Consider the following 22142-nt stretch of genomic DNA (forward strand, 5'->3'; position numbering starts at 1 on the left):
AGCCACTTTCAAAACGTTTCAGTTTGGTCAAGCTCAAGGCGGGCGAAAATTTCAACCACAGGAATACATTGAGTATTTCGAGGATTGAAATTTGAGCCCAACGCAGAGATCGGCCAAAATGGGGCGTTTTGAAACTGGCTCACATATTTAATGCTTGAATATTAGATGGCTATTAGCTTTTGGGATAAATTTGGGCAGTTAATTATTTCAGATAAAATTGCTGGATGGTGTGAAAAATATATCATCGGAGATAGTAAATGGAAAGCTGGGAAAATATTTTAAGGTTTCTACAGAATTATTTTCAAAACCGGCCAAAAGATTTTTATAAACTCCCTTATATTACAAGGTGTTCCCGGTTTTTTTAAGTTAATTTAAGTTTAAACAGGAAAGTCGTATTTTTTTTAGCCTTGATGCACAACACTATTACGACCACTTTGCTTTGCCATATATAGTCTTTTATCAGCAAGCTCAATAAGTTTGTGGGTTTCTAATATTTCCAGCTCATCTGCTGATGCAAGACCTATGGATATAGTTACTTTAATAAGCTGGCCGTTATATATAAAATCCGTATTTTCAACTTTTTGCCGTAATCGTTCTGCAAACACCCGGCCACTATGGATATTTCCATGTGATATGGTATAAAACTCTTCACCTCCATATCTGCCGATTTCATCTTCTACGCGTTTCATAGATGTCATAACTTCAGCGATATTGGCAAGAACATAGTCTCCTGCCTGATGACCATAAGTATCATTAACCAATTTAAAACGGTCGATATCAATCATTGAAAAAATAAAATCATTTAAATGGTTTCTGTGTATCTGGCCGATATTGATTTCAAAAATTCTTTGAAGGATTTTTCTGTTGGGAAGTTTTGTCAGTTCGTCAAAGTAACCTATCTTTTCGAGCAAATCCTTTTGCTCCATTTCCTTTGTTACATCAGTAAGGCTTCCAAGCGAAATACAGATATTGTCCTTTGAAAAGGTTTCGATATTAGCCTGGTCTTTAAGCCATTTAATATTATTATTTTTTAGGGCAATCTTATAAACAGCTTCTACAAAGCCTTTTTTTTTACTTTCTTCCCGCAATCCGTCCTGCCAACCTTGCAGTTCCTTTCCCGGTATAATTTCCTCCTTAATTTCATTATTTAAATCCTTATATTTATAAACCCGGCGGTCAATAATTCGCTTGCGGAAAACCTCGGCTATTTCGGTATACTTACATTCAAGCAATTTAACGAATTCCGCTCCTGCGAATTCATACCAGATAATTTTTTCATTTTCATTCCATGCGGCAATATATGGAATCACCGGAGCGCCTGAATCTTCAAATGCCTTAAAGGCCATGATATATCCGGCTACTTTTTCCTTGATTTCAGGAGAATAATTACCCTCTAATATTCTGCCGTAATAATGTCGATCAGGGGGATTGGGTTGATTATTAACGCTCATGCGAGTGCCTCCGATAAGAAATGAATATTCAGGATAGAAATATAATTGTGTTTGATTATCCTGCCTTCAAGTAAATTGTCAATACCTAAAGGGTAGTTATCTAATAGATGGAGACATTAACCATACTAATAAAATATAGCCTGAATATTTTAAGCTCATCATAGCTTATTTTACCTTCAAGATTATCAAAAACAGGTTTTAAAAACTCCGTGCCAAGTTTATGAAATGTATCAAGTATTATTTTATGCTGTTTTGAAGAAATTTCCGATACTTCAAGTATCCCATCTGATCTTAATTTATGGCCTGATTGCTGATACTTGATAAGATGATCAATAGCCGTAACTCTTTTTATGTTAAACAACTTCATAATTTCCTGTATGGATTTTCCTGAATTGTATACTTCTCCGATAATAATGTATCTTTTCTTCTCTGTTTTCAGGGAAGGTTTTGGCATAGGTGGCAGTACTGATAGTTTTTTAAGAGGGCCTATTTCAATTTGGTTTTCATCACAGTAGCTGCCAATGATATCTAAAAAACAGGAGCCGTATTTCTTATGTTTTACAGATCCTACTCCATGTATGTGAAGCAGAGTTTCATCAGAACGCGGATAAAATGTCGCCATTTCCATCAGTGTTTTATCCGAAAATATTACGTAAGGAGGCACGCCCGCTTTATCAGCAAGTTCTTTTCTCTTCTTTCTAAGCTTTTCAAATAATGCATGATCATATTTATATTCCGTATCTTTTTCCTTCTGCTTTATATATCTTACACGTTCTTCTTCGATCATTCCAAAGACTTTTTCTTTCCCTTTAAAAACATCATAAGCCTTCTCGGCAAGCTTTAGCCCACCATATTTTGCATCCTGAATCATTAATCCTTTACTTATGAATTGTCTGGCAAGATGAAACCATTGTTTCCTTGAATAATCTTGTCCTATCCCATAAGTTGACAATTTTTCATGTTCGAAATTATATACTTTTTGTGATTGTGAACCACGCAGAACATCGATAATATGATTTATTCCAAACATCTCATTGGTACGCTTAACACATGAAAGAAACTTCTGAGCCAAAACTGTTATATCTACAAGGTTTCTGTCTCCAGCAAGGCAGTTGTCACACATATCGCATTTTTTTGCATGATAGTCTTCGCCAAAATATGTAAGTAAAGGCCGTCGACGGCATGTTTGGGTTTCGGTAAACTGCAAAAGAGCATTAAGATGGATATTTGCAATCTGCTGTTCATCTTTACTTTTCTGGTTTATAAAATACTTAATTTTCCGAATATCACCATAGCTAAATAGCAACAGACAGAAAGATTTTAAGCCGTCTCGTCCGGCACGGCCGATTTCCTGATAATAAGTTTCAATGCTTTTAGGAAGATCAAAGTGAATGACAAAACGCACATTCGGCTTGTTTATTCCCATTCCAAAAGCGATAGTAGCAACAATAATCTGGACATCATCTTTTATAAACAATTCCTGATTTTCTGCGCGTTCTTTGTCGGACAAGCCTGCATGATATGGCTTTACGGAATAACCGGAATCTTTTAATACTTCATACAGATCATTAACTTGCCTGCGGGAAAAACAATAAATAATACCTGATTCCCCCAAACGGCCTGAGAGAAAATCCATAGTTTGCGATACCGGATCATCTTTAGGAATAATATCAATAAAAAGATTTTTTCTGTCAAAGCTTGCAACAAATTCATTTGAAACATCAAAACCAAGGTTGGATTTTATATCTTCCCGAACCCTTTGTGTGGCCGTTGCCGTAAGGGCAATACACGTTGCAGAAGGAAAACGGGTTCTTACATCTGCAAGCTGCCTGTATTCAGGCCTAAAATCGTGTCCCCATTCCGAAATGCAGTGGGCTTCATCAATTGCCATACAATCAATTTGAAGTGAGGAAAGAAGGGACAGAGTTGCTTTAGATAAAAGATTTTCGGGGGCAAGGTAGAGCAGTTTTACTTTGTTTTTCTTTAAAAGCTCAACATTTCGGCTATATTCTTCACCGGATAAAGTACTGTTTAAAAACAATGCCGAAACGCCAAGTTCGGTTAATTGCTCCACCTGATCTTTCATCAAAGAAATAAGGGGTGAAACTACAATGGTCAGGCCTTCAAATATAAGAGCCGGGATCTGATAACAAAGTGATTTGCCGCCTCCTGTGGGCATAATAACCAGAGAGTCTCTTTTGTTAAGAACATTTTCTATGATTTTATTTTGATGAGATCTGAATTCGCTATACCCGAATACTTCACCAAGAATTTTTTTTGCACTGTCTGTCATAATATACAATATACCGTATTCTTTTATTAATATAAAATCGTAATAATTCAATCCCATCCAATCAATATTATCAATTTAGCATGGTTGAAGTATAAATTTAAATAGTTGCCTAAAATGGTAGGATATTAATAAGCCAAAAAACGCATTTTTACAAGCCCATCAATGTCAAACAGTTGAAAAATGATGTTAGTATTTGAATATTCATAAGCTGAATAAATAATATCCTTTTTCATTTTTCTTTGTATTGAAATAATTTTGATATGGAAATATTTTCTTTTTAAGGATCACAACAAAGATCAGCAAAACTAAGTTTATCGTAACACCTACCCAAACAGAGCCTGGGTCTTCCTGATAACCTCTGAATGAATCTAAGATCCCTTTTAAGCAGAAGAATGCCAGGATGAAATAGCCCACAGCATTTTTTTTATAAATCCAATAGAGAATTACACCCGGAATTAACAATCCAATTAAAAGAACGATAATTATACCAACAGACGGCAATGATAGCAATTGAGGCAACAGCGCAACAAGCCCTATGACTGATAGTACTCCATAGACTGATAAAAGCATATTATTAGCTATTAAATATTTATCTGCAAACTGTTCCTCAGGAATGTATGACAGGTATCGTGAACCTTTTTTTGCATCCCCTCCCCTGTTTAGATATTTTTTCAATGCCTCATCCTTAGAGATTCCGTTTTTTATATCCTTCCTCAGTTCCTTCATCTGTTCCTCCTGAATATTTAATGCTCATACTGATCAAGCATATTACATATGTCCAATACTATTATTGGCAACCTCTTGTTAGAAAGCTATTTTAATGCTTACCGCCTGTTCTATCCCCCGAATACCCATGTTGAACGCTTTTTATTTCATGCAATTGAAATCCAGGCAATAAGTATCAACAAAGACACCAATGTAACCGGGATTCCAACGGCGGCATGTTTTAAAAACGATATTTTGATATTAAAATTTGAAGCTTGTTCTACTACAATCAAATTAGCAATGCTGCCCAATAAAAACAGGTTTCCGGCAAAAGTACTTGAGGTTGCCAATGTATACCATTGAGCCGGTTCTAAAGGATCAAGAAAACGTATCAGCAACATTGCTGCCGGCACATTGCTGAATAAATTGCTCAATATCGCAGACAATCCGGTTAATGCAGGCAGATTATACATCTGCATTCCAATACCGGCAAGTTTGTTCATTACAATTTCTATATAACCGCTCTGTGAAACACCCTGGATAATAATAAAAAGTGCGCAAAATAATGTGATTAGGTGCCAATCCACCAGACCGGTAATTTCTCTGGTTTTAATTTTACGGCTGCATAATAAAACCCCGGCAATGCCTATGGCTGATATTTCCCTTGGTATTGAAGAAAAAAATAATGCGATGAGCACAAGTACTGCAAAGAGTCCTTTTGTGGTCTGCCATTTATTAAAAGGCTGTTGTGATTGGTTATGGCTAGTTGATATAACTTTTCCCGGTTCATAGATTCTTTTCCGGTATATTAATAATATGATAAAATAACTGACTAAAAGAGCAAGCAGAGATGGAGGAGCGCACCAATAGAAGAATTCTAAAAAATCAAGATGACCGGCCTGGCCGATAAGAATATTTTGTGGATTTCCGATTATTGTTGCTGCTGAGCCGATATTGCTTGAAACTGCAAGTCCGATAAGAAATGGAAGTGGATTCAGTTTCGCTTCAATCAATGAGAAAGCCAATATCGGAGTAAAAGCAAAGCACACAATATCATTAGCAAGTATTGCAGATAATAAAGCGCTCACTATCATGGTAACAAATAATGAGAGTTTAGGCCGGGAATAAAAGGGCACTATTTTCAATGCAACCCATGTGTAAAAGCCCCCAAGCCGGAGTTGTGCTGAAATAATCATTAAAGAATAAAGCAGAAGAATAGTAGGAAGATCAATTGATCTGAATGCACTTTCCGGTGTCAGAATACCAAAAACTATCATACCGATTGCACCAAGAACTGCAAAGCCAACCCGATCAATGCTGAACCTTGGGATTTTCCCAAGGGCAATACCCAAATATGCAAGACAAAAAATGGCGATAGCTATCATATTAGTGTCATATTGTTATATAAAAGCTCATCCGGGTTTCGGGAAATAAGAGCTCCTGATCCGGCAAGCACATTCAAATAGCGGTTGCTCCAACGACTGCTCTGTACCAGCGTAGTTATTGCCAACTTTCCGCCATCTGTTAATACACGTTTTATTTCACTCAAGGCTGTTTTGACATCATCTATACAATGCAGAAGATTTAGTGAAATAACAGTATGGAAAACATTATCCTTGAATGGTAACTTTAATGCGTCGGCGTGTAAAAAGAACATGTTTTCAGCTATCTTCCCGTTAAGTTTCTCAAGCCGGGATTTGCCCTTTATTAACAACTTCAAGGGCTGATCCAGAAACACAACTGGCCGGTTCGAAATATTTGCATAGTTTTCTGCTGTAAATGCCAGGGAACCACATGCAAGATCCAGAACCCAACCTTCAGACGAAGAAGAAAGCATATCTTCACATAATGTGGCATAATCTTTTGTGGAGTACCCCCACATTAGCCAGTTATAAATACGATTGCAGGCCACAAGGTCATAAATCGTAGAAGCACCCATGCTGTCAAAAACGCCGGGTGTTTCTCCAATAGGATAGACTGAATAAAGATTTGGTTCGATAAAATTCAGTTTTACTTCCTCATGAATTATTTCAGACAGCGTGCGAAGTTCAGACATTTTTTTGTTTCTCCATAGACAAGCGCAAACAGGCATACTTACTGGTTGGGGCAAAGCGGCAGTAAAGCCCCAATCCATGTAATGTATGAGGTTATGCCTTTTTTATTGATATAAGCTTTGCGAAAGCCAAATAATTAAAAAAGATTCCATAAACGGCCCATTTAAGCCAATTCATTTTTTTCCAATATGCTAAGGAACTACACAATATTGCCATCAACGGTGAGCCTATTAGAATTGACAACACAATCGGATGAACTACCTTCCATCTAAATATTTGATATCTGGCATCATAGTAATCAACAATTCCAAAAAACTGCCCGATAAATTCGAATTTTATGTTAACGAGCAATAGGATTGAGAGGGAAATATAACCAATTATAAAAACAGAATCTTGTTGCGAGCCATTAAATCTAAATTTATCTATAATCTTACTGGCCACACCAAACCGTATATCTACAGTAAAAAGTACAATTAAAAAGCAAATGTAAAAAAATATAACGAAATCCGCAAAGCCAAAAGCTGTCCACCATTTTATAGATTCTGGGAACATATTTATTACCTATGTAAACTCAATAAGCATAACAATAAACTTATCGGCAGGAAGGGGAAAGCAAGTCGCAAAATAAATGATCAAGACAAAAATATGTTTGAAATGAAATGCATCGACCCTTACTGTCGTGTAAAAAAGTGTCTGGTTGTCAGTATCAGCATCATCAATAGCAACAAAGATTTATTCTGGGATTTGTAATTCATCCCATAAATCTGGGTATTCGTCCTCTTTTCTAGTTATCTCAACAAAAACGTAACCATATTTTGTATTAAACTTCCACCGTTCCCATTGATCAAGTTCCGTTTCTGCGAACCGCTTTAATAAGGAAAATAATGTTTTATAATCATTATCAGATAATTTCTGTTGAATCATTATTTCAATCCTTACTTGCCAACCGAATGAAACTGCGTGACGCGTCGTACTTCGCGCCTAACGGGCCTTACAAGCTATTACATTGCTGTTTCGCATCCGCTTGGATGATATTTATTATTAAGCATTAGTTGCATTGTGCTTCACCTAATTTAATCCATTTACCAGTACTATTAAGTTTACCAATATCGATTACCTGTACCCAAACTTTTTTATCCTTAAAACCTTCATTATATAGTACTTGGCAAACATATTGAGCGTAACCGTTCCTATTTGTTCCGTCATTAAAGACACCAACCTTAAATATGTTAGAGGCAGTCCATAAAGCATCTTTAGTGGTAGGCTCTTCATCACTTTCGAATAACTTTACAACTTTTTGGTGCTGTGAACTGTATTCATCGGAATATAAAATGGATGGGAAAATGAGAATCATAACAAGCAAGAATAATATCAGAATCGTATTAATTTTCATGATCACTCCTGTATAGATGCCTACCCATTGATTATCAGGTCAATTTTCCCTGATAATAAGATATTCATGTGGTTTTCAGACACATTTACCTTGTACCAGTATCAGGTTTATTTAATTTTGAATTGTAATATAAGACTGCAAAAAATATTGAACATAGAATAAAATAGATAATATTTGTTTTGAATAAAGCATGTTATGGCTGATGTGTCAATACAAACAAGTATAATACTTCTGCTCCTTATTTCTTCTAAAGAAACCTAAAAGTAAAATATTTTGGCGGTCGGATTAGATGCAATATTAAGTTTTCTTTTTAAGTACCTTTAGGAGTTTTCCATATAAAGCTATAAATCCGTATATTAAAAGCGTTAGCCCCAAGAATATCAACCAGCTATTCAAAAAACTGCCAAGCCAAAATTCCGGCTTTTTACCAAATGCCTGCTGCACCCAAAATGGACCAGGAACAGCAAATCCCTCTGTTCCAACTGTTGCAGGTGCCGCAATTATTGCGGTTATTAGTGATGAAGATGGTATGAGCAGAATGGCAATCTTCGTGCTGCGTTGTGAATAGTTAACAGTGAGAATTGCAATACCAACTATCAATGTAGGTCCCCAAATAAAATAAGTCAGTGCTATGATGAAAAGTAATCCGCCCATATTTTTCCTTGAAAGACAATGCTAAAAATCTAACCATTGTTTATCATATCATTTATCCCGCATCCGATCTTTAATTACATCGTTCATAGTGTCGATGGATATAGCTTTTCTTCCTGGTTTATGCAATTTACAGAAAATATCATCAACTTTTTTAGAAACTGGCCGAATGATGGCCTCTCTATCTTCTGTAACAATAATTTCTATTTTGTCACCAGTATTTAATTTTAGAGAATCTCTTATAATTTTGGGGATTGTAATCTGTCCTTTTGTGGTGAGAGTTGCTAATGCCATAATCTCCTCCTTACTTATAATATTATCTTTCTTATATGTAAGGCGTTAACACCAAAATTTCAAGATGGTATTTCAGTTGTAAGAAACTCAATGCTCATTATATTTGGGTGAAGTTTGGAATGGAAATAACGCTCTTGCCACTTTTAGCTTTTAGTTTGCGGCAAGAGCATCATTGTTTGGAAGTATTAAAATTTGTTTGTGAAGAATTAATAACGGTTTGATGAATTTTCAGCAAACCGTCATATATAATCAAACTACTCTTATTTGCTGACAACAGATTATCCTGTTTTTGCCGCTCCTATGACTGCATCGGTACAATACGGATCTCAACACGCCTGTTTTGCTGCCGCCCGGCTTCGGTGCCATTACTTGCTATGGATTTATTCTCGCCATAACCGATTGTAGACATACGCGAGGCGCTCACGCCTCTGCTGACAAGAGCGTTCTTGACACTATCAGCACGCCGCTGGGAAAGTGTCTGGTTATAATCCGGCGCGCCTGTGCTGTCAGTATGGCCACCAATTTGAATTCGTGTATTCGGATATTGATTAAGCACTCTTGCTACTCTGTCCAGTTCATCATAAGCGCCTGGAAATATAGTTGAAGAATTTACAGCAAAAAGCAAATCAGACTTGAAAGTTACAGTAAGTACATCCAGAACTTTTTTTGTACTATCCGTCTGTGCTTGTGACAATACTTCCTGTTCGCGCCTTATGCTTGCAGCCTCAGAATCAGCCAGCGCCTGGCGCATAGCAGCCTCCTGCTTATCCATATAATTGCCGATAGCACCACCGGCCAACCCTCCTGCAGCGGCTCCAATAGCTGCACCAAGGAGAGTTGCTTTAGTATCGCGTCCTATCGCCTGCCCAAGACCGGCCCCAACAGCAGCACCAACTCCTGTGCCGACAAGAGCACCGGTTTGTGTTTTGGTTGCACAACCTGCAAACGCAATAGTAACAATGCTTATCAAAATTATCAGCTTTTTCATTTCAACTTTCCTTTCTTAAATCAGTAAATCCAAATTAGCACTATTTATATATACATAAAAAACATAATAAATAATCTACACAATAAATTTAACATCATATATATGTTTTTTTAATGCTGGTATATTACCAAGCCAAGGATACAATATCAAGTTGAATTTTTATAACAGTTGAATTTTTATAAAGTTTTTCAAAATGATCTGCCTATTCCCATTATAATTGTTTGTTTGCGAGTGTATGCTTAACTTAAGCCTTGACAGTTAAAGCTTATCTCAATATTGTCATTATAAATATCAGAAATTTGGAGTATTGACATGTTAAGAATAATAGTTACAGCCATTTTGGTTTTTATAAATACAGCAGCATTTGCGTCTGATCTTGAAACAATAATTGTAGCACCTTTTGAACCTGTTATATCAGGTAAAAGCACAACTGTTGAAGTATATTTTTTAAACCTTTCAGATCAAATCATTACAGCAAATGTACCTAAGATTATTGAACCCAAATTAATTAACAAAGACATAACTCCAATACTACAATTAAATCCAAAACCTTTTGAACCTTTGGATAAAATCGATATTCCGGCAAATGGCTTTATAAAAAAACTATACACTTTTGACGTTCCTGAATCTCTTGAAGGCAGTGTTGGCATAGAGCTTGTTACGTTTACTTCAAAAAAAGTTTTGTTCAGCGTAGTTAAAACAGATAAAAAAGATCCAAAGTGCGTTTCCGAAACGCCAAAAAAATACGACACCGCTGAAGAAATTCAGGCTTTATTCCAAAAAGATTTTCCTTATTTTCCCTCTAACGAACCAACCTATTTTGGCGTAGGTACTGATCCTGAAAAAAGCAAATTTCAATTCAGTTTTAAATATCGGATTCTTGATGTTGATAAGCATGAATGGGCAAAAAACAGGCCATGGCTAAGCGGATTTCATTTCGGGTATACACAAACATCGTTATGGGATCTTAAATCCGATTCCAAGCCTTTTGATGATACAAGTTATAAACCGGAGCTTTTTTACCTTACAAGAAACATCAGGCCTGACTTTTTATCAATGTCACACTTATGCTTAAAAGCCGGTTTTCAACATGAATCAAATGGTAAGGACGGCACAGATTCCCGCAGTACCAATTATCTCTATATAAAACCCATTTCGGCTTTCAATTTAGGTAACGATTACCATTTAAAAGTTGCTCCAAAAGTCTGGATATATGCGGGCAATGATAATGATACTAATCCTGATATAGAAGATTACAGGGGCTACTTTGATCTTGAACTTAAAGCCGGAAAGCGCAACGGTCTTGCTGTGGGTTCAAACCTGCGTTATGGCAAAAAAGGCGGGAGCATACAGTTGGATGCAACATATCCGTTTTACAAGATCCTTTTTTTAGACGAAAATCAGGACTGGCTTAACCCGAATTTATACTTTCTTGTTCAGTATTACAACGGCTATGCAGAAAGTCTTATCCGCTATAACGAAAAGAGTCATTCACTTAGATTTGGGATTTCTCTTGTAAGATAGAAAGGGAAAGCCACTGAAGGGGCTAATTATCTATTCGTATTGTTATCTTGATCTTTGATAAATTTCCTTATCATATCTTCATCTAATCCAACTGTGCTTATACAATATCCTTGCTTGCGAAAAATAAATTCAAGATTTGTTCTGCATGGTAATATTATGCAGCTTCTTAACTTCACCGAGAATTGCTGATGCCCCTTATCTTCTATCTTTTTTACCCTATTTTTTTAATAATATTTTTAGTTGTCGAATGGGAGATATACGCCTCCGCTAGGGGAAGATATAATATTCGTAACTCTTCCTGATGGCCGTTGCAGCAAAGATTTTTCATTTGTGATTCGACGGCATATACTGCCATTTGGGATAGATCCTGAATCTCCTTTTATGACCTTGGCAAATGACATTTTGGGTATAACCCTGACTATTTCAATCGTTGCAATCCAAGATTCGGCAGGACCAAGGGCTTCGCCTGTATAAGGATCAACAACCTGTTCTCCTGCGCTAAAAACATCCAGCATATCTCGATCTGCTAAGGAGACACCTCCTTGATTAAGAATTACTTCTCCATTGGCTTGGACTTTCACTACTCTGAGTGGATAAATATTTTCCATTGCTCTGTGAACCACCTTCTTAGCAGCAGATTCAAATAATAGTGTTTTTATTTGAACAGCTTCCAAGCTTGGTACCATATCTTTTATTTTGGCATCATCAAAAGTTAGTGATACCGAATCCGCCCATTTAATCTGCCGTGTTGCCATAACAACGATTCGATAATCGGCAAAAAAAGAGGCACTATGCTCATAGCCGGTTTCTCCAGTTACCTGAATAAAATAGGAAGTTTGTTTTTCACTGGCTTCTGAAATTGTGCCGATTAGCAAATAATCTACTCCAAGCGCCTCGCCTATCTTCATCAACTCGGAAACCGGGATATCAGATGACAAAATGAGATTTTTCTCGCGAAGGAATTCTTCCATATACTCTCTATCAAGAACGGTAAATCTTCTGCTTTGTGCCAGCTCTATCACCATTTTTTGAGAAAACTGTCTAGAAATCTCAGGATATGGCATGTCCACACCATGAAAAGTGAAATATTGTTTTGTTGATCTAAAAGGGATAACGGCTATTTTTCTTCGTTCGTGTGGTGAAAAACCAGGAGTTTTATAGCGCACCAACTTTACTGCTAATTTGACTGCCCATTCACTATGGTCAGTCGGACTTGATTCTGTTATCCTATATTCTCGGATCAGTCCCTGCGTTGCCTCTCTAACGGTACTTTGGCTATCTTCATCTATTTTAAGGTTATATGAGCTTGAATTATCAGTTGAAAGACTTGTTTCACGAAGTTTTTTAACGTACTCTTTCTCTGACTCAATATTCACTCCTTTGGCTTGTTTTAAAGCCTCAATTAATCCATTTTGCACTGCTTCACTTTGTGTGCCACCAAAACCTTGCACTTCCAAAATCGTTATTTCCTCATCTGCCAGCAACATACTTGGCCATAAACAAATATAAAAAAAAATCAACAGCCATTTCATCATCGCACCCTCCTGAAAAGTTTTTAAAAATCATCCAGTGTATTAACTGGTGTGCTGGGATGTTGGGTCGGTTGGAAAATGGCTTCCCCTTCTTCGGCTGGCTGGCTGATTGGTGTTCTTTTGGGATTATTGAATGAATTAACAGCAGCTATTGTCGAATATTTCCAAACCCGGACAGCACCTACAAATTTCTGCCCACTTTTGACCGTATGTCTCCATGTCTTTATTGTAGATATACCTTGCAATTTTGTTTGCGCAGAACTTTTTGATTTATTATTGGTTATCTTTATAATATCATTAATAGTTTTTTCTACTGTATCACTGTCAGGCTTCATCTCTCTTTCAATAAATGTTCTTATTTCTTCCCCTCTCTTTCGTTCGTTTTTTGCATTCATAAAACCATTTATGATTTCAGCAATCTGAGCATCGGCACTGGAAATTGCTTCGGCTTTGGATTCTTCTTTTAGCTCGTCATTAATGTAGTCGTTACCCGTATCTGGTCGATGAGACGCAATTCCATAAGAAATTATGACCGGGGTGCCATCTTGATCGTAGGCTAATCGCACACCAAGAGTTCCGAGAAACTCTTCCTCAGTATTGGGTAAAAGTAACGCGATATCTCTACCTTTGCCAGAAATCAAGGACCTGCGTTGGAGGGTAATATCCTTAGCTATTTGGATAGTTATCGGAGAGGCAATGGCAACAACACCGACAACCGTCTGCCCTGTAGAATCAGTAATCACGTTTGTCTGTATTGGAAAAAGACCCGCAATACTACCTGATGCATTGCGCAGAGTGTATTTAATAAATTTATCTCTGAAAATATCTTTTTTCTGTTTTGGAGTCATTTTTGCCACTTCCTGGGGGGCAACGCCCAGTTCAACCAGCTCCTGATCAAGTTTTTTGTCGGCCACAGCAAGACCTTTTTCAAAGATAGAGAGAATATTTTTCAAGTAGTCCGGCTCGGTTGCGCAGGGAAGCGGAATGTCTTTAGAATATGTCGATCTATCACTATAAAATGATTTGATTTTTTCAGTTGTTGTTTTTCCAAATCGAATCATCAAATATTTTTCCTGAAGTTTCATCATGGCTTTGTCAAACGCATTGACAAGCGCATCGCCATATTGCGGATCAGTTGGCTTTAGAGAGACAGATTGGGATGCGTATAAAACAAACTTACCATTATTCTCTCCATAACTTGTAAAATTGAATTGATGTGGAACAGTCTCAAACCAGTCTTCCATATTATCGGATGCAGCTCTGACGGATTTCGGATCAGACACGGCATTAAGTTCATTGATATCACTCTGATTAATAACCGTCCCCTTTTCTGTTGAAGATGGTTGGCCTGTACCTCCCTGTATCTCTTCTGCAAATGAAGAAACAGAAAAAATTGATACAAACAAATAAAGAACCAACCAGCCACAAGAAAATATCTTTGTTTTCATTAATAGATCTCCTTTAGAAAATATATTTATGGATTTTTACCAAGATACAGATTTGTTACTTCCTCTTTTACCTATTACAGTTTCCCCCTCCCAAAAGGCCAACCCTGTATTAATGTCAGTGAGAGACAACTGAAAATAGTATTCAACCTGCTGAGTACCTCTATCAACTCTTATATTTCTTTGGATTATTTTTCCGGAAAGGCTCAACTCAGGGGCTACCATTTGACCTTTACTAGCTATGGTATTTTGGTTGAATTCTTCTGATTTTCTTAATGCTCTTGCCTGCATAGCGAGGTTGTCTTCCGCGCCATTAGCCCCAACAGCCGTTGTAACCACAACCTTACCGCTCTGTAAAAGTTCCACTCGAATTTTCTTGATTAGTTGGTCAGTATCAATACGCTGCATAGTATCATTTACTATACGCGATATCGCCAGCACATATCGTCCTCCATCAGGCTTGTTGACAGCACCTGATTGTAATAATGAACTGATCGCTTCGCTGGCAGCTTTCTGAAAGTCTCGATAGTCAAGCCCCATAACGGCCTTTTCCCTGTCATTACTCATATCTATGTTTTTGGTTGTAGTGGCGCAAGCACTTATAAGGAAAAGCAACAGGACTACTCCAATAAGCTTGAAAAAAGAAAAACTGACGCGAGATGACAACCTTCCGGCTCCATAATTTTTAAATTGCAAGGTTAATTTCCTCCTTTTCTGATTAAAATTCTATAATTTGTCGCTGTTTTTTTAGGAGCTACAGCCTTGAACCTGAATTCAGATTTTTCATAAGCTGGAAATGTTGTCCAGCGAGACATAATGGTTGATATTTTCAGCCCGTTATTGTCAAGCCATTCAATTTTATACTCAAATTGTTTATAGAAAGCAGTTTTGTTTATTCCTACAACTTGGATTTCCATGAAACCACTGTTATTTATAACTGATGAAACATCGGTTATTGAAATATCTGTAACAAGGAAATTGCCAATGATATTTATTCTTGGATCAACAGGTTTTGTTGCCATGCAACTGATAAACAGGAACGACATAAAAAAAACACAAACTTTCTTGATAAGAAACATTTTACCCCCCAATATGTGGAGCTTATTTACATTTTTATGATATCATATACCGCATTGGCACCGTATGTCGGTATCTTTACATACACCAATGAATTATTGTTTTTTGGCACTTCAACACTGATTGTATCTCCCGCCGGGGTTTCTATGTATAAAATGCCGTCCTTGGGAGTTTTTACTTTTGCTAATTGAAATTCCTTGGGCAAGGCCGTCCACATACGAATATCGGCAGAAGTCGTAGCGGCTTGGTAAAGTGCTACGGCAAACCCTCCTAAGTCACCATATTTTTTTTGTGCCAAATATTGGCCATAGGTCTTTATCAAAGCGGAAACGACTGCTCGTGACACAATGGTCGGGTATCGTTTTTTGAATTCAGTTTGGACTACTCTATCCATGCTTGCTAACATGCTGGTTTGACAGACCGTTTTCCCACTGTTTTTTAATACCAAATGAACATATGCTTGCTCTCTTAAATTTAATTTTGGCAACGCAATCCCCGTATATTTGACCTTGTCTGTAAATAACAAAATAGGCAAATCGACACGAAACTCCTCTTTAACGGGGCATAGGCCATTTTCAAAAATCACCCATGTGTAGTTTTTACAGTCTTTTTGGCCGTCAAGCATTTTTTCCGCACTGGCAAAATCATCCGATACAACGGGGTTTCCTTCAACCATTCCGTATGCTTCTTTCAATAAGGTAGCAGCCTTGGAATAATCTCCTTCTGACATAAAGAACAATCCAGCTACATAAGTAGTGAAAGGATTAATAAAATCGGGATAGGATTTAAATGCATACAAATTGGAATATTTTTCTCTCAAAATTTTATCAATTTCTGGATTATTGACATTTTTATCGATATTCATTTTAGGAACATTTTTATTTTCTGCTTGTGCTTTTTTATTCTCTTTTTCCTGTTTCTTTGTCAATTCCTCTTTTTGTTTTTCAATTTCAGCGGCAAAAAGTTCTTTTGCTCTCCGTTGTCGATCCAAGGCCCTATTAAATTCAACTCTTGCTAAATCCTTATCACCCATCTGCCAAAAATTTATCGCCTTATATGTATTGACCATAATTCCATCATATTCGGCTCCTCTAAAATCAAGCACGGCATCATTGACTAAAGTTGCGCCTATATTGGCAGCAACCCCAATTGCCATTACTTGTTCATTATGGTGTTTTATAATCTCCTCACATTCATCAAACATCGCTGAGCTTTGTTGATATTGTTGAGCATATCGTAATGCTGCCGCAGCCTGTAATGACTGTAATAATTTGGAAGGATCTGATTTTTTTTCACCTTTCTTTTTTAGTTCAATATTCGCAGCTTCGTTATAGTGGCCAGCACAATAAAGATTGTTAAAATCAGCCAAGTTCTTTTTTTGCATCATCGAAGCACACCCAAATGTAAATATTACTGCGAGGCACGCGATAATATTTACACAAATTGCAATTCTTTTTCTATATTTCATTATCTTCTCCTTTCTCTCTTTTCCGTTGGTGTTGTATAGTCATGGTGGACCGCAAACCGATGAATTGGAAGAATATTGTTGTCACATCTTGAACTGTGGAATTTCCCTTCCATATTCTGTTTCCTTTTTCAATTCTGATTTATGAATTTTGCATAAAGCTATATAAAGACAAGATTTATTACGGTCCTGAGAAAATTGATCAAGAAGTGTATTCCGATGGTTATTGCTAACCCCATAACTATTATGACAGGAAATTTTGATGCTCATATTCATGATCCGCTTCCCCCTAAACCAAATCACTGACTACAGATCTTTTTAAAAAAAGAATAATTCTACTTAATATCAATTGAAGCTTTGTATAATTATCAAATCTTCTTGGTCTTGTATAGTATCCTAAAGGATACCATTTATGATTTTTGAATAACTATATTTCTTTTCTGATATTCAAATTATTATATCTCCATATATTCCTTGACATAAAAAAGGCTTTTACTTAATATTTTCAAATAAAAATAAGCCGGGTTTAAATCAAAACACAAATATATAAAGGAGCTTTTCATGAAATTGAAATTTCTGTTGATTGCTATAACTTTTTCAATTGCTGCTTCTATTTCTTCACCCTCTTTTGCCGAAGTACAATGGAGTGTTTTAAGCCGGTTGAATATGAAAAGTTCTCCTATTGACGTTGCCATCTCTTTTTCTGACAAGTGGATTTTTGTTTTAGATGATCATGGAGATATTCTTGTTTTTTCAAAAGATGGCAAATTAAAAGAAAAAATTCAGGTAGGAAAACAATTCGATCAAATCAGGGTCGGCCCAAGAGACAATCTTCTATTTCTTACAAACAGCAAAAGCAAAACAGTTGAAATTATAGAAGTTGACTTCATATATAAAATCAATACAACCGGTTCTCCTTTCAAAGGACTTTCTAATGCACCGGTTGTTTTAGTAGTTTTTACTGATTTCCAATGCCCTTACTGTGCCTACCTTGTCCCGGTACTTGATCAGGTTCTGAAACAATATCCAAAAGAAGTAAAAATAGTTTTTAAAAACTATCCACTTCAGAGTCATAGTTATGCAATGAGTGCGGCAATAGCAGCACTGGCTGCAAAAAGCCAGGGTAAGTTCTGGGAATTTCATGATCTTCTCTTTAAAAATCATAACCAGCTAAGTGATGAAAAGGTCGAAGAGATAATAATAAAAACAGCCATAAACAGGCAGGAATTTGAAAAGAAGATAAATGATCCCCAGGTTTTACAAAAAGTACAGCAGGATATTATTGATGGAGTAAATGCTGATGTAAGAGGCACCCCATCAGTTTTTATAAATGGAAAACTGCAAAGAAACCTTTCAATGGAAGGGTTAACAAGTGCTATAGATAAAGATTTGAAAGAATCACGGGAACACAGCAAGTAAAGTATAGCTATAACAATTTTCCGGTTTTCATTATAATTGCTATAAAACTTTATAAGTCATTAGAATTATAGAATGCTATTATATTGATCCTCAACCTTATAAGCAGGCACCCGGGTATTCGGGAAACGGAAAACCCGTTTTTGATTCTTCAGTACCTTTTACTATTGTCTCAAGAAACGAAAAAGGAAAACCCATTCCCAGCCTGTCACCCTCGAATCTTGCAATAAGTCTTGCACCTAAACAATAGGGAGAAAAGTTGATTTCTTTCAACAGATAGGGCCTTACAATTAAATCCGAGCATCCGGCCCGCAGTCCTCCCACATTTGCTGTAACCCGGTTTCCGGTTATATACTGATAGCCCTGTATAATTCTGCATAATTCCACAGGTCGTAAAGAAAGTATCACAATATCAGGCAAAATTTCTACATCTTCAAAATCCGGAGAAAAATAGAATACGCCCTGTGTTAAAGGCGGTTGCAAAGACAGCATTTCCGATAAAGCCTTGCGAGCTACATCCTTTGATATATATCTCCCTGAATCTTTTTTGCCGAATAAGGCATAATCTTCTTTTTTAGAATCCTGAAAGGCATACACTGTACCATCAGCAAATTCAAGCGGTGAAGGCGGGATAAAAGAATCACCCTTCCCACTGCTCTTTCTCATAATTTCAGTATATTCTCTCTGCCCTTTCAAAGGAGAGGTTTTATTCTTATCAACAATGCCCAAGCTTATTGCCGCAGCAATACAGCCTATGCTATGCTCTGTTAAATATACGGCATCTCCCATCATTGTTGTCCTGATCGAATGGCAGGAAGTTATGGCAATTCCATCAGGCTGGTATTTTTTTACCTCTTCGGGCACAGTTTCATCTTTTTTATATATTCTGATTCCGGAAACAGGAATATCAAGATTTGGCACATCAAATGCTTTTACAAGCCTTTTCATTAAATCATTAAAATTATTCATTCGTCACATTTTCTCTCTAAAACATCTCACTATATTGAGTTTTTTGAAGAACTTCTTCTTTTTGCTTATATCAGTAAAAGCGGTAATCTCAAAAGACTTACTCAAAAGAGCCACTTTCAAAACTTTTAATATACCATATACTTTGTATCACAAAATCCCGCAAGCCGATTTTACAAGATGTAATACCTAAGTTCTTACCAAAATCAAACAGGCCGTTTTTATGCTAAAATATATTCCGGATTCAAAAAGTCCAAACATTTTTCTATATTATTGACATTTAACAATGTTTCTGTTAGAGGCAAAAAATAATAAAAGGAAACTAAATGCCACATATCATTATAAAGCTCTATCCGGGAAGATCACAAGAACAAAAGCAAAAGCTAACGGATGCTATAGTAAGAGATGTTGTCTCCATAGCAAAATGTGAAGCAAAAACAGTATCGGTTGCGATTGAAGATGTAAGTTCAAATGATTGGGATGAAAAAGTATTTAAGCCGGATATTTTAGGAAATAAAAACATACTTTTTAAAGAACCTGAAAACTAACATCATTTTTTAAATTCACATATGCTCTTATAAAAAAAGCTTGTAAGAATCAAAATCATTATTTTGACACCTGAAAAATATTTTTCATTTTATGTGGTAAGTAATTATTGTATAAGAATACTTTTTCCTTAACCTACTAAATTATGAGTTTAGAGATTGTCATGAATGAAAACGAATCAAGTTCTGAAAGAAGATCTGAAGACAGGCTTTTTAGCAAAAAATACCATAGCGTTCAAATTTCAAAACCCGAAATTGTTCTTGCCTATCACTTCAGAATAAGAAATATTTCCAAGAAGGGTATGTGCATTCTAGTTCGACAAGACTCCAAAATAATGGAATATTTACATGTCGGAGACATAATGGAAATGCAATTTTATCCTTTAAAAAAATCAGATCCTATTGAAAATTCAAAAGTCGAAATCAAGCATATTTCAAAAGATGATAATGGAAGATTCCGGGGGCATTATCTAGTAGGTTTAAATAAATTAGAGCCTGAATGATTTGATATACGATATCCTGGCTTCATGGATTAAATCCAATTTTATTTATGAGAGCCAGTTACAAATAAGACTTCCTTTTGACAATTCTTACAACAAGTATTAGATTATAAATATTCAAATTTAAACTTTTATTCAGATCGAAACCATAGAAAATAATATTGAGAGGAGAACAAGATATGAGTAAAACGGAAAAAAATTTACTGGAAGCTTTTGCAGGTGAATCTCAGGCAAATCGCAAGTATCTGGCGTTTGCAAAACAGGCTGATAAAGAAGGATTACCACGTATAGCAAGGCTTTTCAGAGCTGCTGCTGAAGCAGAAACCATACATGCCCATGCTCATTTAAAGGTAGTTGGAGGTATAAACAGCACTGCTGAAAATCTTAAAGAAGCTATAGAAGGTGAAACTCATGAATTTAAATCAATGTATCCTGAAATGATAAAAGCCGCTGAAGAGGAAGGAAATAAGGCAGCAATCAGAACATTTACCTATGCCAATGAAGTTGAGAAGGTGCATGCAGCTCTTTATCAAAAAGCACTTGAAAATATGGATAAGCAGGAATCGGTAGATTATTACATCTGCACTGTATGCGGATACACCTGCGAAAATGAGCCGCCAGAAACGTGCCCTGTTTGCAATTCTAAAGCAAAAGCTTTTGTTAAAATAGATTAATACCAATGCCGATTCCGGGAAATCTCCTTACAACCGCAATGGCGGTTATGCCTCATACGGATGTGGACCAAGCGTTAGAAATGGCTTTATCTCTTGATATTCCGTTCTGGCCCCAACTTCCAAATTACAGTTACTATGAAGATATGTATGTTCAGGCTGCAGAACATTTTCCGGGCATTCTTCTTGATTTAAAAAATAAAACACTTCGCTTTTCACTCGAAAAATTCATCAATGAATTCGAAGAAACCATGAGTCATTTTGATGAGCCTGAATATTTTGATATCAGCAATACCTATTCCAAAGTTTACCATAAGTTTCTATCCTGTGATTTTTCGGACAGACCGGCAATCAGGGGGCAGCTTGAAGGGCCTATAAGTTTCGGTTTTAATATTATGGACGAAAATAAGCGCCCTATCCTTTTCGATGATACCGTACGCCCTTTTATGATGGAATTTATGGCAAAGCGAATAAATGTTCAGCTTTCCCGGTTAAAAAAACTAAATAAAAACGCATTTATGTTTATAGACGAACCAGGACTTCAGTTTCTTTTTTCAGCTATGTCGGGATATGGGGATATAAAAGCCAAAGGAGACCTGGACCTTTTTTTTTCAATGCTTGATCGTCCTAGCGGCATACATCTTTGCGGGAATCCTGACTGGGATTTTTTACTGAACCTGAAACTGGACATATTGTCTTTAGACGTATATACAAATGCCGAAATATTTTCTTCTTATGCATCATCTATCAAGCGCTTTTTAGAACGAGGCGGTGTTATAGTCTGGGGTATTGTGCCTACCGGTTTTGAAAATTTTGAAAAAGAAAGTATTCCGTCTCTGATTAATCGTCTTGAAGATACGTGGCAGGTTCTTGCAAAAAAAGGAATCGATATAAATTTTATGTTAAGTAAAAGCCTTCTCTCTCCTGCAACTTGCTGTCTGGTGAATCCCGATAAGGAAAAAACAGTTGAAAAGGCGTTTGAAACAATAAAATCAGTATCAAGTAAGTTAAGAGAAAAATATCAGCTGGACTAAGGAACTGGAAATGAATAAATAATTGAATTTCGCGCCCAGATTTAGGTCAGATTTGGCTGATCTGATTGAGCAAAACCGCAAATGTAGCGGGCTACGTTGAGGATTTTGCGATTGAAGATCAGTCAAAGATGGCTTGAA

General features: G+C 36.5%; 23 protein-coding genes. 6 read left to right on the forward strand and 17 right to left on the reverse strand.

The features are described from left to right. Positions 1–401 precede the first annotated feature (401 nt). The 11 genes from KKC46_09845 to KKC46_09895 all read right to left on the reverse strand — a co-directional run bounded on the left by KKC46_09845 (position 402) and on the right by KKC46_09895 (position 9829). On the reverse strand, positions 402–1451 hold the full coding sequence (locus tag KKC46_09845) for a GGDEF domain-containing protein (protein MBU1054117.1): 1050 nt from the start codon (positions 1449–1451) through the stop codon (positions 402–404). A 100-nt stretch (positions 1452–1551) separates the two neighbouring features. Next, positions 1552–3744, reverse strand: coding sequence for a DNA helicase RecQ (gene recQ, locus KKC46_09850; GenBank protein MBU1054118.1), 2193 nt, complete (start codon positions 3742–3744; stop codon positions 1552–1554). A 201-nt stretch (positions 3745–3945) separates the two neighbouring features. Further along, the gene (locus tag KKC46_09855) at positions 3946–4470 is read right to left on the reverse strand and encodes a hypothetical protein (GenBank protein ID MBU1054119.1); all 525 of its coding nucleotides are present in this window, start codon (positions 4468–4470) and stop codon (positions 3946–3948) included. A gap of 146 nt (positions 4471–4616) precedes the next feature. Continuing rightward, positions 4617–5834, reverse strand: coding sequence for an anion transporter (locus tag KKC46_09860; GenBank protein MBU1054120.1), 1218 nt, complete (start codon positions 5832–5834; stop codon positions 4617–4619). After that, on the reverse strand, positions 5831–6505 hold the full coding sequence (locus KKC46_09865; protein ID MBU1054121.1) for a class I SAM-dependent methyltransferase: 675 nt from the start codon (positions 6503–6505) through the stop codon (positions 5831–5833). The genes KKC46_09860 and KKC46_09865 overlap by 4 nt, the downstream gene beginning before the upstream one ends. Positions 6506–6596: 91 nt before the next feature. Next, positions 6597–7055, reverse strand: coding sequence for a hypothetical protein (locus KKC46_09870; protein ID MBU1054122.1), 459 nt, complete (start codon positions 7053–7055; stop codon positions 6597–6599). A gap of 180 nt (positions 7056–7235) precedes the next feature. Continuing rightward, positions 7236–7427 (reverse strand): hypothetical protein, encoded by a 192-nt coding sequence (locus KKC46_09875; protein MBU1054123.1) that lies wholly within the window; start codon positions 7425–7427, stop codon positions 7236–7238. 124 nt (positions 7428–7551) lie between these two features. Next, positions 7552–7896 (reverse strand): hypothetical protein, encoded by a 345-nt coding sequence (locus tag KKC46_09880; GenBank protein ID MBU1054124.1) that lies wholly within the window; start codon positions 7894–7896, stop codon positions 7552–7554. A 297-nt stretch (positions 7897–8193) separates the two neighbouring features. Further along, positions 8194–8550: a hypothetical protein gene (locus KKC46_09885; protein ID MBU1054125.1), complete on the reverse strand. Its 357-nt coding sequence runs from the start codon at positions 8548–8550 to the stop codon at positions 8194–8196. A 48-nt stretch (positions 8551–8598) separates the two neighbouring features. Next, positions 8599–8841, reverse strand: a complete 243-nt coding sequence (locus tag KKC46_09890; GenBank protein MBU1054126.1) for an AbrB/MazE/SpoVT family DNA-binding domain-containing protein — start codon at positions 8839–8841, stop codon at positions 8599–8601. Positions 8842–9139: 298 nt separating this feature from the next. Next, complete coding sequence (locus tag KKC46_09895) at positions 9140–9829, reverse strand: OmpA family protein (protein ID MBU1054127.1); 690 nt, start codon at positions 9827–9829, stop codon at positions 9140–9142. Positions 9830–10141: 312 nt separating this feature from the next. On the opposite strand from KKC46_09895, the gene KKC46_09900 reads away from it, so the two are divergent. After that, entirely contained in the window at positions 10142–11353 is a 1212-nt protein-coding gene (locus tag KKC46_09900; GenBank protein MBU1054128.1) for a phospholipase A, read from the forward strand. A gap of 236 nt (positions 11354–11589) precedes the next feature. Here the strand turns inward: KKC46_09900 and KKC46_09905 are convergent, their stop codons facing one another. The 5 genes from KKC46_09905 to KKC46_09925 all read right to left on the reverse strand — a co-directional run bounded on the left by KKC46_09905 (position 11590) and on the right by KKC46_09925 (position 16875). Next, positions 11590–12888, reverse strand: a complete 1299-nt coding sequence (locus KKC46_09905; protein MBU1054129.1) for a CsgG/HfaB family protein — start codon at positions 12886–12888, stop codon at positions 11590–11592. Between the two features lie 20 nt (positions 12889–12908). Continuing rightward, entirely contained in the window at positions 12909–14333 is a 1425-nt protein-coding gene (locus KKC46_09910; protein ID MBU1054130.1) for a hypothetical protein, read from the reverse strand. 36 nt (positions 14334–14369) lie between these two features. Beyond that, positions 14370–14996, reverse strand: a complete 627-nt coding sequence (lpoB, locus tag KKC46_09915) for a penicillin-binding protein activator LpoB (protein MBU1054131.1) — start codon at positions 14994–14996, stop codon at positions 14370–14372. 32 nt (positions 14997–15028) lie between these two features. Next, positions 15029–15352 carry a YcfL family protein gene (locus tag KKC46_09920; protein MBU1054132.1) on the reverse strand — a complete coding sequence of 108 codons (324 nt, stop codon included), beginning with the start codon at positions 15350–15352 and terminating at the stop codon, positions 15029–15031. 83 nt (positions 15353–15435) lie between these two features. Continuing rightward, the gene (locus KKC46_09925; GenBank protein MBU1054133.1) at positions 15436–16875 is read right to left on the reverse strand and encodes a hypothetical protein; all 1440 of its coding nucleotides are present in this window, start codon (positions 16873–16875) and stop codon (positions 15436–15438) included. Positions 16876–17433: 558 nt separating this feature from the next. Here KKC46_09925 and KKC46_09930 point away from each other — a divergent pair. After that, complete coding sequence (locus KKC46_09930; protein MBU1054134.1) at positions 17434–18291, forward strand: DsbA family protein; 858 nt, start codon at positions 17434–17436, stop codon at positions 18289–18291. Between the two features lie 96 nt (positions 18292–18387). Here KKC46_09930 and KKC46_09935 read toward each other — a convergent pair whose 3' ends face one another. Beyond that, positions 18388–19257 (reverse strand): DUF169 domain-containing protein, encoded by an 870-nt coding sequence (locus KKC46_09935; protein MBU1054135.1) that lies wholly within the window; start codon positions 19255–19257, stop codon positions 18388–18390. A 323-nt stretch (positions 19258–19580) separates the two neighbouring features. Between KKC46_09935 and KKC46_09940 the strand changes: the two genes are divergently transcribed. The 4 genes from KKC46_09940 to KKC46_09955 all read left to right on the forward strand — a co-directional run bounded on the left by KKC46_09940 (position 19581) and on the right by KKC46_09955 (position 22004). Continuing rightward, positions 19581–19802, forward strand: a complete 222-nt coding sequence (locus KKC46_09940; protein MBU1054136.1) for a tautomerase family protein — start codon at positions 19581–19583, stop codon at positions 19800–19802. Positions 19803–19963: 161 nt separating this feature from the next. Then, the gene (locus KKC46_09945) at positions 19964–20302 is read left to right on the forward strand and encodes a PilZ domain-containing protein (protein ID MBU1054137.1); all 339 of its coding nucleotides are present in this window, start codon (positions 19964–19966) and stop codon (positions 20300–20302) included. A 176-nt stretch (positions 20303–20478) separates the two neighbouring features. Next, positions 20479–20973 (forward strand): rubrerythrin family protein, encoded by a 495-nt coding sequence (locus KKC46_09950; protein MBU1054138.1) that lies wholly within the window; start codon positions 20479–20481, stop codon positions 20971–20973. A gap of 5 nt (positions 20974–20978) precedes the next feature. After that, positions 20979–22004 (forward strand): hypothetical protein, encoded by a 1026-nt coding sequence (locus tag KKC46_09955; GenBank protein ID MBU1054139.1) that lies wholly within the window; start codon positions 20979–20981, stop codon positions 22002–22004. Positions 22005–22142: the final 138 nt, after the last annotated feature.

This window comes from Pseudomonadota bacterium, assembly GCA_018817425.1.
Lineage (GTDB): Bacteria > Desulfobacterota > Desulfobacteria > Desulfobacterales > RPRI01 > RPRI01.

What these genes read in the sequence shown, in the direction of transcription:
- KKC46_09845 (MBU1054117.1), bottom strand. Translation starts at nt 1,451, where the DNA reads ATGAGCGTTAATAATCAACCCAATCCCCCTGATCGACATTATTACGGC.
- recQ (MBU1054118.1), bottom strand. Translation starts at nt 3,744, where the DNA reads ATGACAGACAGTGCAAAAAAAATTCTTGGTGAAGTATTCGGGTATAGC.
- KKC46_09855 (MBU1054119.1), bottom strand. Translation starts at nt 4,470, where the DNA reads ATGAAGGAACTGAGGAAGGATATAAAAAACGGAATCTCTAAGGATGAG.
- KKC46_09860 (MBU1054120.1), bottom strand. Translation starts at nt 5,834, where the DNA reads ATGATAGCTATCGCCATTTTTTGTCTTGCATATTTGGGTATTGCCCTT.
- KKC46_09865 (MBU1054121.1), bottom strand. Translation starts at nt 6,505, where the DNA reads ATGTCTGAACTTCGCACGCTGTCTGAAATAATTCATGAGGAAGTAAAA.
- KKC46_09870 (MBU1054122.1), bottom strand. Translation starts at nt 7,055, where the DNA reads ATGTTCCCAGAATCTATAAAATGGTGGACAGCTTTTGGCTTTGCGGAT.
- KKC46_09875 (MBU1054123.1), bottom strand. Translation starts at nt 7,427, where the DNA reads ATGATTCAACAGAAATTATCTGATAATGATTATAAAACATTATTTTCC.
- KKC46_09880 (MBU1054124.1), bottom strand. Translation starts at nt 7,896, where the DNA reads ATGAAAATTAATACGATTCTGATATTATTCTTGCTTGTTATGATTCTC.
- KKC46_09885 (MBU1054125.1), bottom strand. Translation starts at nt 8,550, where the DNA reads ATGGGCGGATTACTTTTCATCATAGCACTGACTTATTTTATTTGGGGA.
- KKC46_09890 (MBU1054126.1), bottom strand. Translation starts at nt 8,841, where the DNA reads ATGGCATTAGCAACTCTCACCACAAAAGGACAGATTACAATCCCCAAA.
- KKC46_09895 (MBU1054127.1), bottom strand. Translation starts at nt 9,829, where the DNA reads ATGAAAAAGCTGATAATTTTGATAAGCATTGTTACTATTGCGTTTGCA.
- KKC46_09900 (MBU1054128.1), top strand. Translation starts at nt 10,142, where the DNA reads ATGTTAAGAATAATAGTTACAGCCATTTTGGTTTTTATAAATACAGCA.
- KKC46_09905 (MBU1054129.1), bottom strand. Translation starts at nt 12,888, where the DNA reads ATGATGAAATGGCTGTTGATTTTTTTTTATATTTGTTTATGGCCAAGT.
- KKC46_09910 (MBU1054130.1), bottom strand. Translation starts at nt 14,333, where the DNA reads ATGAAAACAAAGATATTTTCTTGTGGCTGGTTGGTTCTTTATTTGTTT.
- KKC46_09920 (MBU1054132.1), bottom strand. Translation starts at nt 15,352, where the DNA reads ATGGCAACAAAACCTGTTGATCCAAGAATAAATATCATTGGCAATTTC.
- KKC46_09925 (MBU1054133.1), bottom strand. Translation starts at nt 16,875, where the DNA reads ATGAAATATAGAAAAAGAATTGCAATTTGTGTAAATATTATCGCGTGC.
- KKC46_09930 (MBU1054134.1), top strand. Translation starts at nt 17,434, where the DNA reads ATGAAATTGAAATTTCTGTTGATTGCTATAACTTTTTCAATTGCTGCT.
- KKC46_09935 (MBU1054135.1), bottom strand. Translation starts at nt 19,257, where the DNA reads ATGAATAATTTTAATGATTTAATGAAAAGGCTTGTAAAAGCATTTGAT.
- KKC46_09940 (MBU1054136.1), top strand. Translation starts at nt 19,581, where the DNA reads ATGCCACATATCATTATAAAGCTCTATCCGGGAAGATCACAAGAACAA.
- KKC46_09945 (MBU1054137.1), top strand. Translation starts at nt 19,964, where the DNA reads ATGAATGAAAACGAATCAAGTTCTGAAAGAAGATCTGAAGACAGGCTT.
- KKC46_09950 (MBU1054138.1), top strand. Translation starts at nt 20,479, where the DNA reads ATGAGTAAAACGGAAAAAAATTTACTGGAAGCTTTTGCAGGTGAATCT.
- KKC46_09955 (MBU1054139.1), top strand. Translation starts at nt 20,979, where the DNA reads ATGCCGATTCCGGGAAATCTCCTTACAACCGCAATGGCGGTTATGCCT.